At 55.6% G+C, this 15998-nt stretch carries 15 protein-coding genes and 1 pseudogene; 8 read left to right on the top strand and 8 right to left on the bottom strand.

Translation table 11 applies throughout. The features are described 5' to 3' along the window. Positions 1-21: 21 nt before the first annotated feature. The 4 genes and pseudogenes from DQX05_RS14795 to pdaA all read right to left on the bottom strand — a co-directional run bounded on the left by DQX05_RS14795 (position 22) and on the right by pdaA (position 2991). On the bottom strand, positions 22-435 hold the full coding sequence (locus tag DQX05_RS14795) for a FixH family protein (RefSeq protein WP_119794338.1): 414 nt from the start codon (positions 433-435) through the stop codon (positions 22-24). 156 nt (positions 436-591) lie between these two features. Next, positions 592-898: pseudogene (locus DQX05_RS14800) on the bottom strand (antibiotic biosynthesis monooxygenase). A 55-nt stretch (positions 899-953) separates the two neighbouring features. Continuing rightward, positions 954-1955 (bottom strand): Gfo/Idh/MocA family protein, encoded by a 1002-nt coding sequence (locus DQX05_RS14805; protein WP_119794339.1) that lies wholly within the window; start codon positions 1953-1955, stop codon positions 954-956. A gap of 214 nt (positions 1956-2169) precedes the next feature. Next, a complete protein-coding gene (gene pdaA / locus DQX05_RS14810) occupies positions 2170-2991 on the bottom strand; it encodes a delta-lactam-biosynthetic de-N-acetylase (RefSeq protein ID WP_119794340.1) in 822 nt (273 codons plus the stop codon). A gap of 356 nt (positions 2992-3347) precedes the next feature. On the opposite strand from pdaA, the gene DQX05_RS14815 reads away from it, so the two are divergent. Continuing rightward, entirely contained in the window at positions 3348-3860 is a 513-nt protein-coding gene (locus tag DQX05_RS14815; protein WP_119794341.1) for a hypothetical protein, read from the top strand. A 55-nt stretch (positions 3861-3915) separates the two neighbouring features. Here DQX05_RS14815 and DQX05_RS30320 read toward each other — a convergent pair whose 3' ends face one another. Beyond that, a complete protein-coding gene (locus DQX05_RS30320) occupies positions 3916-4065 on the bottom strand; it encodes a DUF1697 domain-containing protein (RefSeq protein ID WP_147385190.1) in 150 nt (49 codons plus the stop codon). Between the two features lie 112 nt (positions 4066-4177). Beyond that, entirely contained in the window at positions 4178-5263 is a 1086-nt protein-coding gene (locus tag DQX05_RS14820) for an AI-2E family transporter (RefSeq protein ID WP_119794342.1), read from the bottom strand. Positions 5264-5651: 388 nt separating this feature from the next. On the opposite strand from DQX05_RS14820, the gene rpiA reads away from it, so the two are divergent. The 7 genes from rpiA to arcC all read left to right on the top strand — a co-directional run bounded on the left by rpiA (position 5652) and on the right by arcC (position 13216). Beyond that, on the top strand, positions 5652-6347 hold the full coding sequence (gene rpiA, locus DQX05_RS14825) for a ribose-5-phosphate isomerase RpiA (protein WP_119794397.1): 696 nt from the start codon (positions 5652-5654) through the stop codon (positions 6345-6347). After that, positions 6344-6616 (top strand): hypothetical protein, encoded by a 273-nt coding sequence (locus tag DQX05_RS14830; protein ID WP_119794343.1) that lies wholly within the window; start codon positions 6344-6346, stop codon positions 6614-6616. The genes rpiA and DQX05_RS14830 overlap by 4 nt, the downstream gene beginning before the upstream one ends. Positions 6617-7050: 434 nt before the next feature. Then, entirely contained in the window at positions 7051-8310 is a 1260-nt protein-coding gene (locus DQX05_RS14835; protein WP_119794344.1) for an MFS transporter, read from the top strand. Positions 8311-8344: 34 nt separating this feature from the next. Further along, entirely contained in the window at positions 8345-10099 is a 1755-nt protein-coding gene (fdrA, locus tag DQX05_RS14840; RefSeq protein ID WP_119794345.1) for an acyl-CoA synthetase FdrA, read from the top strand. A 22-nt stretch (positions 10100-10121) separates the two neighbouring features. Further along, positions 10122-11381: a YlbE family protein gene (locus DQX05_RS14845; protein WP_119794346.1), complete on the top strand. Its 1260-nt coding sequence runs from the start codon at positions 10122-10124 to the stop codon at positions 11379-11381. Between the two features lie 234 nt (positions 11382-11615). After that, the gene (locus DQX05_RS14850) at positions 11616-12269 is read left to right on the top strand and encodes an oxamate carbamoyltransferase subunit AllH family protein (RefSeq protein WP_182914759.1); all 654 of its coding nucleotides are present in this window, start codon (positions 11616-11618) and stop codon (positions 12267-12269) included. Further along, entirely contained in the window at positions 12269-13216 is a 948-nt protein-coding gene (gene arcC / locus DQX05_RS14855) for a carbamate kinase (protein ID WP_220483181.1), read from the top strand. Before DQX05_RS14850 ends, arcC begins: the two co-directional genes overlap by 1 nt. 117 nt (positions 13217-13333) lie before the next feature. On the opposite strand, the gene pruA is transcribed toward arcC, so the two are convergent. After that, positions 13334-14881, bottom strand: coding sequence for an L-glutamate gamma-semialdehyde dehydrogenase (gene pruA, locus DQX05_RS14860; RefSeq protein ID WP_119794349.1), 1548 nt, complete (start codon positions 14879-14881; stop codon positions 13334-13336). A gap of 40 nt (positions 14882-14921) precedes the next feature. Beyond that, positions 14922-15842, bottom strand: a complete 921-nt coding sequence (locus tag DQX05_RS14865) for a proline dehydrogenase family protein (RefSeq protein ID WP_119794350.1) — start codon at positions 15840-15842, stop codon at positions 14922-14924. Positions 15843-15998: the final 156 nt, after the last annotated feature.

Consider the following 15998-nt stretch of genomic DNA (forward strand, 5'->3'; position numbering starts at 1 on the left):
AGACGGAGCAAGAGCGCATTCTTAGCGCACCGCCTCGAACCGGTGCACGGCCGTGAACGTTCCGCCATCCAGCTCGAACGACGCTTCGGCCTGCCAGGTTCCCGGCATGAGCGGAACCGCTTCGCCCGTGTAGAGGCCCGGCTCCGTCTGCTCCAGCTTCACCTGGTACGTGCCGCAGAGCATATCGGGCATGACGAGCTCAACTGCGATCCGGGCATCGCGGACAGGCGCTCCATCCGCAGCCTGAAGCGCAATCTGCAGCTCATTCCGCTTCAGGACCGCCGCCGGGCTCGCCGCCAGCTCGATCTGCGCCTGGACAGTCCCCAGCTCCGCGCGGGTGACCGGTTCGAACACGGCGGCGCTTTTCCAGGCGTAGCCGATGGCGGCGAGCAGCAGCGCTGAAGCATAGAGGGCATATCTCTTCTTGACGGACATCCGTCCACCTCCTCGCTGATATGCGGCTACTTATGTGTATCCGGCAGCAGCCTCATATATGCGGATGGACGCCCTCCGGCGGAACGGCGGGAAGCACAACAGGGCAGGCGCCCGGAAGCGCACTGCCCTGTCGTCATTGCAGATTATACATCGCCGTCAGGCGTTATGGCTGACGACCATCTCATATTTGTTCAACGAAGCGCCCAGCATATACTCCTTCGCTTCGCTGCCGCCGCGGTGGGATTCGCGGAAGGCGTCGCTGGAGGTCCAGCCGCGGAACGCCTCTTCATTCTCCCATACGGTACACACCTTCAGTTCTTCTTCGCCTTCCTTGCCTTCGCCCAGCCATACTTCCAGACGGATGAACCCGGGCATTTGCTGCACGCCCTTCGCCTCTGCGACGTGCGGCAACCTGCTTGCCGTGACCTGCCTTAATGCGTACCGTATTGGTAACGACCAACATGCGTCTCTCCTCCTCATCGTGAATAAGATGGTTATAAATAAATGACAATGTCGGATCAGGGCTGAAGCTCGTCCAGACGGATCGGCCGGCTATGCCGGACCGACAGATTGGCAGCTTCCATCAACCGCGTCAGCTCGAGGGCCATATGTATGTTGGCATCGGCGGTCGTCCCTTGCTGAATATGGCTCACCCATTGATGGAAGGCGCTTGGACGGTTGGCTGGAATGTCGCGCTCGACCCAGCCGCTGCCGCCCTGGGCTTCCAAGCGGCTGCTGCGCACGAGCAGCCGGCTCTCCGGCGTGCCGTACAGCAGCGTTCCATCGGTGCCCTGCAGCTCGATAGTGAACGGGGAGCAGCTGTTCACGAAGCCCGCTTCCACGAGACCGAGGGCGCCGTTATCATATTGGAGGACGGCGACGGCATTATCTTCGACGTCCTTGCCGGTGACATAGCCATAGTGGGCGCTGACCCGCTCCGGCTCGCCGAGGAACAGCCGCGTCAAATACATCGGATGGCAGCCCAGATCAATAAGCGCTCCGCCCTGGCATTGCTCGGCATTGAAAAAATGCTCCGGCAGCCAGCCGGCAATCGCTCCGTTATGGGACAGGCGGACTCGAACGAGCGTCAGCTTCCCGAGCAGCCCCTCTGTCAGCACCTGTTGAATCGCCTCGGTGTAGCCGTCATTCAGCCGCGGGAGCGAGACGGTCAGGACGATGCCGGCCTTCTTCGCCGCGTCCACGATTTCATTGGCTTCATGGAGTGTCGCCGCCACGACCTTTTCCGTGAAAATATGCTTGCCTGCGGCCGCCGCCTTCACCATCACATCGCGGTGCAGATTGGTCGGCGTGTCCACGATCACGGCGTCGATGCCGTCCTGCTTCAGCAGCTCGTCCAGCGAGTCGTAGAACGGGATACCGCGCGCCTCCGCTTCCTTCCGGCCCCGTTCGGGAAGCTCGTCCCACACGGCCACAATCTCCGTATCCGGATGCTCCTCCGCCTGGCTGGCATAATCATTGGCATGCACGTGCCAGAAGCTGATCATCGCTACTCTAATCATCGTTACCATTCCTTCCCTGTCGTAAGGATAAGAGCAATCAAGAACTACACCCTTACCTTATCAAATATTGGACAAGGTCGCCAATCCTGAATTCGAGCGGCGGAAGGAGAAGGCGTCACACCGGATTGCCCCGCGTCGGACACGGCCTGCCGCATAGAAAAACCGATGCCTGTCCCGTGTAACCGGCAGTGCATCGGCCTTCGTTGGTCGGTTCCTATGTTCCCGGCTTAGGTTGCTGACCTGGAGCCGGAGCCGGGGTCGGGGCCGGCTGGCGCTGAAGCCGATCCAGCCCGAGGAATTCGTATCCCTGCTGCTTGGCCGCATCGATGATCGAACCAAGCGCCTCGGCATTGTCCTTCGAGATCGAGTGCAGCAGAATGACTGCTCCCGGATGGAACTGGCTCGTTACTTTGTCATAGGCGTGGCGCGCCCCTCTCTGGGCATTCACATCCCAGTCCATGTAAGCAAGCGACCAGAAGACGTTCGTGTAGCCCATGTCGCGGGTCACCTTCAGCGTCCGGTCGCTGAAAATGCCGCGCGGAGGCCGCAAGTACGCCATTTCCTTTTGGCCGGTGACGCGGGTGACTTCAGACTTTACTTTATCCAATTCCTCCCGGATTTGTTCGTTGGACACCGTCGTCATATCCGGGTGGCTCCAGGAATGGTTCCCGATGATATGCCCTTCATTGACCATGCGCTTCAGCAGATCCGGTTGGCTCTTCACATAATGGCCCGTTACGAAGAAAGCGGCCGGCACTTTCTTTTCCTTCAGCGTATCCAGAATGCGTGGGGTATACCCGTTCTCATAGCCGTTATCGAAGGTGAGATACAGCACTTTTTTGCTCGTATCCCCAAGGAAAACCGCCCCGTGCTTATCGACAATATCCTTGAACCCTTCCTCGTTAATGGACGGCAGCTGGCCGTTCACGCTTTTCTTGAATCCAAAATGAAAGGCAGGTCCGTCTGCGGCAGCCGGCCAGGCGTGAATCTGAAACAGCAGAGCGAGGGCGAGCCCGATACGGATGAGTTGCTTCATGTTCATACAGCTCCTTGTCACAACCATTTCTTGATTACGGTCATATACAGAAAATTATCCCTCATTCTGCGGAAATTATCCGGGTTCCGCAAAACCCTGCCCGCTCAAGGCGAACGGTCAAGATGACCAATTCTATTCGGAGTTCATTCTTCAGTAAGGGGAGTGTCATTTTGCTAAATAGTTTTTAGTACCTATAATTGGAACTTTATAAATAATCTTAAAGTATTGATCAAATATTCCGATATAGTAAAAAAGGATTGCTAACTCCTTGAATTTGTAGGTCTTTATCACTAATTTCGTGGCCGCGCTTTCTTAAATGACTGGCCCGGCTATGTTGAAGCTGAAGGGGGATTTATATGCTGTTTAGTCGTATCGTTCAATTGCCTTCATTTATGCTGGTAGGGGAATACTGCGAGACGCTGGAAGAGATGCGGCGGGTATGCCGGACCTTGCCCTTCCTGCACGGTTCCGGTCTGCTTCCGCCGGAAGCGCATAGGTACAGCATTGGCCTCGGAATGAACGGCCTCTTTTTTGCAGGCATACCCTTTGCGCATTCGTTGCGCTGCCCGGAACCAGCGAAGCAGCTCACGTTCCTTTCGTATCAGGGAGGAATCTATCGGGTGTTCGAAGCGGACGGCGCGAGGCTGAGAGGGAAGCATAAGGGGCTGGGCGGGAAGCAGGAAGGGCTGACCTTGCCGGAAGTCGTCCCGCCGGACGGCCGGAATGTCGTCTATGAGTTCCGGCGCAGCGGCAATTCGTATGCGGAATCGAGGCTATACATTCCGGTAGGCCGGTTGTCTGCGGAGGCGTCCGCATTAAGCCGGTTCAGGGGCCGGGATGCGCGCCGGAGCAAGCTGGCGGTGGCCTGACATGAGCGTTCCCTGCTCTGGATGGTCAAAGCCCTCGTGAAGGACATGTACAGGCTCACCTTGTCCCGCGACGCTCCTCCACATAACGGCAATCCGCGATCAGCCGTGCCAGCTCCGATGCGGTCCGCAGGATGACCGTGACCGGCATATCCAAGGCCGCCAGGAATCCCTGCTCGATGTGCTGGCGAAGTCGCGGCTTCCTCATCCTCGGAGACGAACGAGACATTGCCGCTCTGAATAGTCTGTACTTGCTGCAGCCTCATTTCCTAGAAAAAAATGATCCCCGGACAGAGCGTGTCTGACCGGGGACCGGTTATTTATGCCTTCGTCTTCTCCAGATCCTGCTCCGCCTTCTCCTTCGGCTGCTTGGAGAACACGTTGACCTCCAGCAGATCCAGCAGGAACATGAAGATCGGAATGCCGAGAAGCAGCCCCCATACACCCATGAAATGCTCGGATACGATAAGGATGGCAAAGGTATAAAATATCGGCAGATGCACCTTCGAGGACATGAGCTTCGGATTCAAAATATACGATTCAATGGCATGAACGACGATAATCATGATGATGACCATGACGACCTTGCTCAGCCCGCCGACACTGAAGGCGATCGCGCAGAGCGGAATCAGCGAGATGATAACGCCCATGACCGGGATGAGACCGAGCACGAAGATCATAATAGCCAATCCGAATAATGACGGGAAGCCCATAGCCCACAAGGCCAGCGTGGACAGAATGCTGTTGACGAGCGCGATCAGGAATTGCGCTTCAATCACTTTCCCGAAGGAGAAGAGGAACTTTCTGCCGAAGTACTCCAATTCGTTATAGAACGGACCGACCTTGCTATCTCTGAATTTGTTGGTGAACGCATGAACTCGCTTTTTGTCCAGGTTGAAGAATAAACTCAGCACGAGCGCGATAACGAGATGGGTTCCCCATTGGCTGATGTCGGTAATCGACTTGACGAGGAAGCCGAAGCCCTGATCCAGGTAGCTGGCCAAATCGATGTTCTGCAGCGACTCCATAATGTACCGCATCAATGGGTTGTCGTAAACAACCGAGTCATTGTAGACAACTGATTCATTATAGAACTTGATAATTATTTTGACCAATTGGTTGATCTGGGAGATCACCTTGGGCAAAAAATTATACGTTCCCGCCCCGAGAATAGATAAAAGCGCCGCATAGAGAAGAATAACGGTCACGCGGAAATCGATGTTGACATATTTCCGAAGACGCGAATAGATAAAGGTGTGAAGCCGGTCGATCAGGAAGGTTAAAATAAAGATGAGCAAAATAAGATTAAGAATGCTTCTCACCGAAAATAGCAGGACAATCAGAAAGAGAAGGGTTACTATCCTTCTCGCGCCCGGTCCTTTGAAAAAATCTTTCAACATCTGCATCCAACGTATGGCTCCTTTAATGTATGCTATGAATATTTCTGCTCTACCACTATCCTATTCAAGAATATGATACCTCATACTTCAAAGCAAGCCTTCTGTAACGGAGTATTTTCGTAGAGTTCCCGTTTTCTTCGCGAAAAGACGGGCAGAAGGTATAGAACCGCTTCATTCATGGATAATATGGGGAGAAATGTTATCCAGTTCGTCCTCTCTGGAATAAAAAGGGAAGTGCATTCTCCATCCTTCGCTCCCCGTCTGCCGAGCGCGGCGGCCGAGGAATAGCATTCGAGGATGAATTCGTTCTATAATGGGGAGAGCAAAATCTGCAGCGGGCTGTGCCGGCCGCAAGCGCGGCAAGGGCGCAGCGGACAGGAAGGGGCGTCAAGCGATGGAAGCGAAGCGAGCGGCTGCCGAAGAGGCGGTGAAGTTCATCCGGGAGGGGATGACGGTCGGACTCGGCACCGGCAGCACGGCCTACTGGGCGATTCGTGCAATCGGCTCCCGGGTGTCGGAAGGGCTGCGCATCCAAGCGGTAGCCACCTCGGAAGCGACGGAACGGTTGGCCCGGGAATGCGGGATTCCGCTGCTGGACAGGCTAATCGGCCTTGATGTGACCATTGACGGGGCGGACGAAGTCGATGGCCGATTGAATGCGATTAAGGGAGGGGGCGGCGCCCTGCTGCGCGAGAAGCTGGTTGCTGCCGCGAGCCGGAAGCTGATTCTCATCGTAGACGACAGCAAGTGCGTCGATAGGCTCGGCAGGTTCCCGCTTCCGGTCGAAATCGTCCCGTTCGGAGCGGAGCTGACGATGAGCCAGATCGGCCGGCTCGGCTGCGGTCCCGTTCTTCGCGAGATGGAAGGGCGCCCGTTCGTGACGGACAATGGCAACTTCATCGCGGATTGCGCATTCGGATGCATCGAGCAGCCGGAAGAGCTGCAGCTTCGGCTGAAGCGGATTACCGGCGTCGTCGATCACGGGTTGTTCATCGGTATGTCGGACAAGCTGATCATCGGGCACGGCAGCGCCGCAGTCAGCGTGAGGGAGCGCGAAGAGAAAGATACGACAAAGGGGAGAGAGACATGAACGTAACGATTGTGCGGGCAGATATGAGGAAGGATGCGGACGGCTCATACCTGGGGCATGTGACGTTCCAGCCAGAAGGATTCCAGTCCGCCTATGAGGTGACCTTGTTCAGCAAGAAGGGCAAGGAATGGGATTACAGTCTGAGCTTCGCCGGCGATTCCGGCAGCGAGGAAGAGATCTTGGCGTTGGACGACAGGCTGGAGGAAGATGACGACCTGTTCGAGGAGCTGCTGGAAGCGGCATCGCGGATGCTGCCGGAAGAAGCGTAGCGAATTCGTCCCTTCGCTCCAAGAGCGCCGGGTCCCCTTGCCATCCGCATGCACAGGAGCCCAAGCAGGTCCTCAAGCGCGAGTGCGGTGTTGCTGGGGGGAGAGACCCGTGCCGCCAACGGCAATCCGACCGATATCGGCAAGCTGCTGTCCGCTCTGCAGGCGGAAGCGGTCTAATGGTCAGCCGAGCAGTAAGACAGCGGGAGGCTGCTTGCAGCACAACATCCAACATAGCCCGGAGCTTTCGGCTTATTGCCGTCGGTTCCGGGCTGTTTTTATATTGATTGATGATTCCTCTCATAGCGCTGAGAAGAGCGCCGGCTTCGTTCAAGTATTCGGATTGAGAATCCCGTGAAGAGCTGCAATGGAAGAATAACATTCCCGTATCTGCAAATGATATGATTACTGACTCCACGAAATGAGGGAACTGCAAAATGGAAGAAACATTGGAGAAACCGTTCAAATCGACTCCAAAGACTGGAATGCCTTATTACTGGAAGGTTATTCTCGTATTTACGCTCGGCTGGGTATTTATGTATGCCGACCGTACCATACTCAATCCGGTCATGCCGATTTTGGCGCAAGAATTCGGTATCAACAATGCGCAACTCGGTTTGATCAACAGTGTGTTTTTTCTCGCCTATGCGATTTTGCAGATTCCGGCGGGAACGCTTGGCGACCGGCTGGGACGCAAGAACGTTCTTGTCCCCGGCTATATTCTGTTCGGCCTCGCCACCGCTTTTACCGGGATCGCCAATTCCTTCTTCATGCTTCTCCTGGCCCGAATCATCACCGGGGTGGGCGAAGGGACGTATTACGGTCCGCAATACGCGTTGTCGTCCGAAGCGATTCCCGAAAAAGTGCGTACGGTTGGAACGGCGGTCATTAACAGCGGCCAAGCAATCGGCATTTCGCTTGGCTATATTACAGCCAGCACGTTAACGCTGGAGAAAGGTTTGAACTGGAGAATCCCGTTCTACATTATGGCCATTCCGACGATCATCACCGCTCTCTTGATTTGGTTCGTGATTAAGGAGAAGCCTCGGAAGTTTAATGTGGAAGCTCGGGGAGCGGACACGAAAAAGGGCGAGACGCGAAAAACATCCATGTTTTCGTTGTTCAAGAACCGCAACCTTTCGCTCACGTTCATCATGGTATTCTGCTCGCTCTACGGATTTTTCGCGATTCTCACCTGGCTCCCGCAGTATTTGCAGACCGAGCGAGGCTATCAGGGCAGCGATGTCGGCTTCATCTCTTCGCTCGTTCCATGGGCGTCTATTCCCGGAGCTCTTTTCTTCGGGTATTTATCAGACAAGTTCGGAAGACGGAAACCCCTGGTTTATGCTTTGGTGCCAATTGCTGCCCTGTCCATCTATCTGGTTGTGTACACACAAAGCGACGCAGCGATGATGTTGGCCTTAATCGTCTACGGTTTAACCGGGAAGCTGGCGCTGGACCCCGTGCTCGTTGCCTTTGTAGCGGACAACGCACCTAAGGAAGCGTACAGCACCGCGTTCGGTCTCTACAATTTTATCGGAATGAGCTCCTCCATTCTCGCTCCTTACATTACGGGGTATTTGGTGGATACCACGGGCAGCATGCGGTCCGGTTTTTTCCTGGCCATGATTCTGCTGTTTATCGGTCTGGCTGCGATGATTTTTACCAAAGAAAAACCAAGAACGAGAACGGCCTAACGATCCGGGTCAAGGTCAGGAAAGGGAGATTGTTGTGCTTAAAACCATTATTAAAGAAAACGTGTATCAGGATTCCGTCAGCTTAATGCTCCTTACGAACAAGCTATCTGCCATGGAAGGCATCAACCGGATCTCGGTCATGATGGGCACCCCTGCCAACCTGGATATATTCCGGAATACCGGCTTGTATACACCAGAGCTGGAGCGGGCCAAGCCCAATGATATCTGTATCGTAATCGATACGGAGCAGACGGAGAAAGTGACGGAAGTGTTGAATGAAATCGATTCTTTTCTGAAAAATCAAGCGCTGGCAGGCGCTAAAAACGATTATGACAAAGTCCGCACGTGGGACCGGGCCATGCAATTGCTGCCTGATGCCAATCTCGCGCTTTTGTCTATTCCGGGCGAATATGTCGCTGACGAGGCACATAAAGCGTTGGACAAAGGGCTCCACGTTTTTATTTTTAGCGACAACGTGTCTGAGGCGGATGAGCTGGCACTGAAACGGAAAGCGAAAGAGAAAGGGTTGCTCGTGATGGGGCCCGACTGCGGGACAGGGATATTGGCCGGAGTTCCGATCGCCTTCGCGAATGTAATCAGCAAGGGGAACATCGGTATCGTCGGCGCATCCGGAACCGGCATTCAGGAGGTATCCACCATTATCGACCGCTTGGGCGGCGGGGTTAGCCATGCCATCGGCACTGGCGGGCGCGACCTGAGCGAGTCGATCGGCGCCTTGACGATGTTGGACGGAATTGCTGCGTTGGAGGCTGATGCGAATACCGAGTTGATCGTCGTGATTTCGAAGCCTCCCGCCCTTGAGGTCAAGAAAAAAGTGACGGCGTTCCTGCAGTCTCTGTCGAAGCCGTCCGTTGCCATCTTCACGGGAGAGAAGCCGTTGGAGCCGGAAGGCAACGTTCATTATGCTTACACTTTGGAGGACACGGCGGTAATGGCCGTTCAGCTCGCCTATGGGAGCACGCCCGCATCCCCCGGCACACAAGGGACCGGCGTGGAAGGGGATCATGCATTGCAGTCCGGACAGTCCTATATTAAAGGCTTGTATTCGGGAGGCACGCTGGCGACAGAAGCCGCCATGCTCGTACGGGAGGCGTTCGGTATACCGGCTTCGCTGAAGCATGAGGACGGCTATATTTTCAAAGATCAAGGACATGAAATTATCGACTTGGGTGACGATATCTACACGAAAGGGCGTCCGCATCCCATGATCGATCCGTCTACTCGCAAGGAATTGATCGGCAAGATGGCAAAAGATCCCGATACGGCTGTTATTTTGTTCGATGTCGTATTAGGTTACGGTTCCCATGAAGATATGGCCGGGGAACTGATTCCTTCCATTCGGAACGCACTCGTTCACGCTTCCGGGGAAGGCCGAACCGTATACTTCGTGTGCTCTGTCTGCGGGACGGATCAAGATCCGCAAAATTACGGGGAGCAGAGACGAAAGCTTGAAGAGGCCGGCATAATTGTCGAGGATAGCAACGTACAGGCTGTCAAGCGGGCGCTGCAACTCGTCGGCAAATCGGTGCCGTCCAGTCCAGCGTTTTCCGCTTCGCCTGCGGGCGCACGGCACGGTTCCCCCAACGGGATTGCGGTGCCGGAAGCGACGGCCAAGCTGTTGTCCGGCAAGCCGCGCGTGATCAATCTCGGTCTTGCAAGCTTCGCGGACACGATCCACCGGTATGAAGGCAAAGTCGTTCAATTCGACTGGCGTCCGGTAGCGGGAGGCAATAAAAAGCTAGCCAATATTTTGTCCAAATTAAAATAACGATTAGTAAGGAGAACGTACTATGTACAATACGATTGACGAAGCCAACCGGGCGGTAGTCGAGAAAATAGCCAGCGCACAGCCGTTCCTGATCGACGTTGTTCCCGCCAAAACCGTTATTGAAGAATTGAACGGCCGTACGCTGCTTCATGCCGGTCCGCCCATCGATTGGCCGGATATGACCGGACCGATGAAAGGTTCCTGCATCGGCGCGCTGCTCTTCGAAGGTTGGGCCGCGACAGAGGATGAAGCCAAGAAAATGCTGGAAGGCGGGGAAATCCGATTCGTCCCCTGTCACCACGTCAACGCTGTCGGCCCGATGGGCGGAATTACATCGGCTAATATGCCTGTCCTCGTGGTAGAGAATCGCACGGAAGGCAACCGCGCCTATTGCAACCTGAACGAAGGGATCGGCAAGGTGCTGCGCTTCGGCGCCTATAGTGAAGAGGTGATCAGCCGTCTCCGCTGGATTCGCGACGTCCTTGGTCCTGGCATGTCACAAGCTTTGAAAGCTTCAGACGGAGGCATCAATCTGAATGTGCTCGTCGCCAAGGCGATTACGATGGGCGACGAATTTCATCAACGCAACATCGCTGCTTCGCTTCTGCTGCTCAAAGAACTGGCGCCGCTCTTATTGGCGACCGATGTGCCCGAGACGGACAAACGAACAATCATTAAATTTTTGGCGGATACCGACCAATTCTTTCTCAACGTGATGATGGCGTCCTGCAAGGCAATCATGGATGGCGCGCGCACCATTCAAGCCGGCACGATCGTCACCGCCATGACCCGCAACGGCAAAGATTTCGGCATACGGGTGAGCGGACTGGGCGATCAATGGTTTACCGCGCCGGTCAATACGCCGCAAGGATTGTTCTTTACCGGCTATTCGCAAGAGGATGCCAACCCGGATATCGGGGATAGCGCCATCACGGAGACGTTCGGGGTCGGCGCCATGGCTATGATTGCCGCACCGGGGGTCACCCGCTTCGTCGGCGCCGGCGGATTCGATGACGCATTGGCTATCAGCAACGAAATGGCGGAAATCTGCTTCGACCGGAACAGCAATCTCACTGTCCCTACATGGAATTTCCAAGGAATCTGCCTGGGCATCGACATCCGCAAAGTGATTGAGACGGGGATCACGCCGGTCATAAATACGGGCATCGCCCATAAAGAAGCAGGGATCGGTCAGGTTGGGGCCGGCACGGTCAACGCGCCGCTCGCCTGCTTCGAGAAGGCGCTGATCGCTCTGGCCGAAGCTATGGGCATTGCAGACTGACCTATGCTGGTCGTCCAAGGGGAGGCATACAGTTCGAATATCCCTGGGCTTGTCCGGGAGAGTCGATGCGGAACGGTACATAGCAGCTTTCGGAACGGAATGAACATTCGAATAGGACGGCGGCTTTTATTTATAGGTACCGCTCAGAATGGTTATTTGCCCTTTGCAGTTCATGTTGACCGCGAATCCGTCGAGCGAATCGGTTGCCGCATTCGTCCCGGAGACAGGATGGTTGTGGAGATACGCCCAGGCGCATTATGGCTAGGCGAACGGAATGCCGCAGTGCGTCTGGACAACGCCTCGGTGTTCTGCAGCTTGCTGAGCGGCTCTCCGGCCGGCTCTGGAATACTGTCCGCCAATTTCCGGCGGTTCGCTGCCTTGCTGCGCATGTATTCCGGGATCACGGGATTTGGCATGAGCGCCGTTGAGGTCATGGACATTTTGCGCAAAGAAACCGATCAGACTGAATTGGGGCGGGCATTGATTGCCTGCCGGACATATCCGTCTCTCCAGTGGCAGGCCGTCCGGCCCCTAATCGGTTACGGTTCGGGGCTGACGCCGGCAGGCGACGACTTTCTGATTGGGGCTTTAGGCGCCGGGATGTATACCGGCCAAGTATCTGCGCTCGTTCTGTCCAAGCTGGCTGAGCGCTTGGCGCAGCATCAAGATCTGACGACCGATGTTAGCCTGGAGTATCTTCATTACGCTGTGAGCGGACAATTCGGAAGCCGCATTCTGGAGGTGCTGAATGCACTCTGTTGCCAGATGCCAACCGATGTGGCCAGAGCCGTGTGGTCGCTAATCGGCACAGGCCGCACGTCGGGGATTGATACCGCTCTTGGCATATACTGCATGATTGCCGAACTAGAAAAGGAGGTATCGCCTTGATGAAGACCGTGCTGATTGCGCTCGGCGGCAACGCGATTTTGCAGGCTAATCAAACCGCAACTTACGAGACACAACTGCAAAATATCCGGATGTGCTGCACTACCATTTCGAATATCGTCAACAAAGGTTATCGTGTTTTACTTACTCACGGCAACGGTCCGCAAGTAGGGCATATTTTGCTGCAGAACGAAATGGCCAAGGATTCAGTGCCTATGCTGCCGCTGCATGTATGCAGCGCCGAGAGCCAGGGATTTATCGGCTATATGATTCAACAATCGTTACTGAACGAATTCACGAGGCAGGGGATCGAGCGGCAGGTCGTCTGTCTTGTGACATCCGTGGAGGTGTCCCCGGACGACGATGCTTTCGAGCGGCCTAGTAAGCCTATTGGTTCGTTCTACAATAAGGAAGAAGCCGAACGGCTCGCTGCAGAGAAGGGATGGAGCGTGAAGGAGGATTCCAACCGCGGCTGGCGCCGTGTCGTTCCCTCTCCTTCTCCGCGCCGCATTATCGGCAGTCAGGTTATGCGGCAATTGCTTGATGCGAACCACATCGTTATCGCGGCGGGCGGGGGAGGCATACCGGTTGTACGGACTGCGGACGGGACGCTGGAAGGCGTGGATGCGGTAATTGATAAGGATCGTACCGGCAGCCTGCTCGCCAAGGAGATCGGCGCGGATACGTTCATTATGTTAACCGATGTGGAACAGGTGTACATTAACTTCGGCGAACCGGAGCAGCAAGCCCTTGGCGTGGTTTCTATCGAGGACGCGACACGCTATTTGTCCGCGGGACAATTCGGCAAAGGCAGCATGGAACCTAAAATGAATGCAGCCGTCAATTTTGCCGAAAGCGGGGGGACGGCCATTATCGCGTCGCTTCGCAATGCCGATCTCGCCTTGGAAGGCAAGGCGGGAACCCGGATCAGCAAGGGAACTGGCGGATAACGTCCGCGCGGATGGTCCACTTTCATTGATTATTTGCCGACTGTCTATATACTAACTGCCGATATGCCAACGCAAAGCAACGGCTTTTCCGCAGAGGCGGAAAAGCCGTTGTTCATTTTACCATTTCTCCGATACGAGCTTCGCTTGCGTGAACAAGAGCAAATAATCGCGTCCGCCCGCCTTGGAGTCGGTGCCCGACATATTGAAGCCGCCGAACGGGTGCACCCCGACGAGCGCGCCGGTGCATTTGCGGTTGAAGTACAGATTGCCGCAGTGCATATGGCGGCGGGCATACTCCAGATGCTCGCGGTTCCGGCTGAATACCGAGCCGGTCAGCCCGTATTCGGTGTTGTTGAAAATATCGATTCCCTGCTTGAAATTTTCCGCCTTGCAGACGGCAAGCACCGGGCCGAATATCTCCTCGAGCATGATGCGGGCGTCCGGCATTACATCCGCGAATACCGTCGGCTGCAAATAATAGCCGTCTCCCTCGGCGATTTCTCCTCCGGCCACGAGGCGTCCTTCTGACGCGCCGATCGCCATATACTCCCGAATTTTGTTGTAGGCGTTCTCATCGATTACCGGTCCGATCGGGTCGTTCTCTTCCGGTAGGCCGACAGTCAACTGCTTCGTCTTCTCAATGATGTGGCCGAGCACTTCTTCATAGATATCCTGATGAATGATGGCACGGGAGCCGGCGGAGCATTTCTGCCCCTGGAAGCCGAAGGCGGACGCGACAATCGCATCTGCTGCCTCGGCCGGATCGGCGCTGTTGTCCACGACGATGCCGTCCTTGCCGCCCATCTCGGCGATGAGACGCTTCATCCAGATCTGTCCTGCCGCCGGACGCGCGATCCGCTCGTTAATCCGCAGGCCGACATCACGGGAGCCCGTGAACGAGATGAAGCGGGTGCGCGGATGATCGACGAGCAGGTCGCCGATCTCGCTGCCTGAGCCGGGTACGAAGTTGAGCACACCGGCCGGCAGTCCGGCTTCTTCCATTAGCTCGACGAATCGCGCGGCGATGACCGGTGAAGTCGATGCCGGCTTGAGCACGACCGTGTTGCCCGCGACGAGGGCAGCGCAGGTCATGCCGGCCATGATGGCGAACGGGAAGTTCCATGGCGGGATGACGACGCCGACGCCAAGCGGAATATACGTCAGCCGGTTGTCTTCGCCAGGCAGCGGAGTTAACGGCTGCGGTCCCGCGAGCCGGATCATTTCCCGGCCATAGAATTCAAGGAAGTCAATTGCCTCGGCGACATCGGCATCCGCTTCGGCCCAGTTCTTCCCGACTTCATAGACGAGCCAGGCGGAGAACTCGAACTTGCGCCGGCGGATAATGGCCGCCGCCTTGAACAGGTAGCCCGCCCGGACCTCGGGATCGACATGCTGCCAATCCCGGAAGGCGGCATCCGCAGCGGCAATCGCTTGATGGGCCAGATTGGCATCGGCCTGGGCGACGTAGCCGACAACCTGCTTCAGTTGCCCGGGATTTATAGAAGCGGAGCGCCTGTCGGTTGCGATCTCCTGACCGTTGATCTTGAGCGGGTAGGTGCGCCCCAGTTGGGCGCGGACGCGCTCCAGCGCGCCGAGCATCGCTTCTCGGTTATGCTCCTGCTTGAAATCGGTAAACGGCTCATTGCGGTAATCCACCATCGTCATAATAATGCCTCCTATATATGAATATGAAATGAGATAACTCCTACGACTTGAAAAGAGACTTCAGCACAAATCCGACGTTCGCTGGCCGTTCCGCCAGGCGGCGCATGAAGTAGCCGTACCAATCATTGCCGAACGGGACATAGATCCGCATCGTATAGCCTTCATGGGCCAGAGCGCGCTGCGCCTGGTTGCGAATGCCGTAGAGCATCTGGAATTCGAACTGGCTGCGCGGGATATTATGCTCGATTACGAATTGCTTGACATGCTGGATGATTTTATCGTCATGGGTGGCAATGGCGGCATAGTCGCCATTTCTGAGGTGTTGTTCGATGATGTGAAGGAAGTTGCGGTCCACGTCTTCCTTATTCGGGTAAGCGACGTCGGGCGATTCCTTGTAGGCGCCCTTCACGAGCCGCAGATTCGGCTGGAACCGGTGCAGGTTGTCGATATCGTCGGCGCTCTTGTACAGATAAGCTTGAATGACGAGGCCGACCGTATCGCCGTATTCCTCACGCAGCTCGCTGAAAATATCGAGGGAGGCTTCGTTGTGCGCATAATCCTCCATGTCGATGCGGACGAAATTGCCGCAAGCGGCGGCGGTGTCCAGGATGGCTCTCATGTTGCGCATGCACAGCTCACGGGATAGATCCAGTCCGAGCTGGGTCATCTTCAGCGAGAGATTCGAGCGGACGCCGCTCTTCTCTATCTCTTGAAGCGTGCGTATGCAGAATTGGGTTGATTCCTGGGCCTCTTCCTCGGTAAGAATGAATTCGCCCAGATGATCCAAGGTCGCCACGATGCCGGCTTCATTCAGTTCCCGGACGGCTGCGATGGCATCCGCAATCTGCTCGCCGGCGACGAAGCGGCGGGCGCCGAAGCGCAGTCCGTATTTCTTCGCGGCGCGGTTGGCCATGCGATTCTTCGACAGAAATAATAGACCATTTCTCATTAAGCTTTCCATCCGCGACTCTTCCCTTCTTCTGACGAAAAAGTGTTCAAAAAACAGACACATATTCTATTTATGATTAAATATAATCACAAAGGACTGGGAATGTAAACACTTTCTTTTCAATGGAATGGAAATTAGGCCGGACGGAAGCTTGGGAATGAATGCTTT

Source organism: Paenibacillus thiaminolyticus (assembly GCF_003591545.1).
Lineage (GTDB): Bacteria > Bacillota > Bacilli > Paenibacillales > Paenibacillaceae > Paenibacillus_B > Paenibacillus_B thiaminolyticus_A.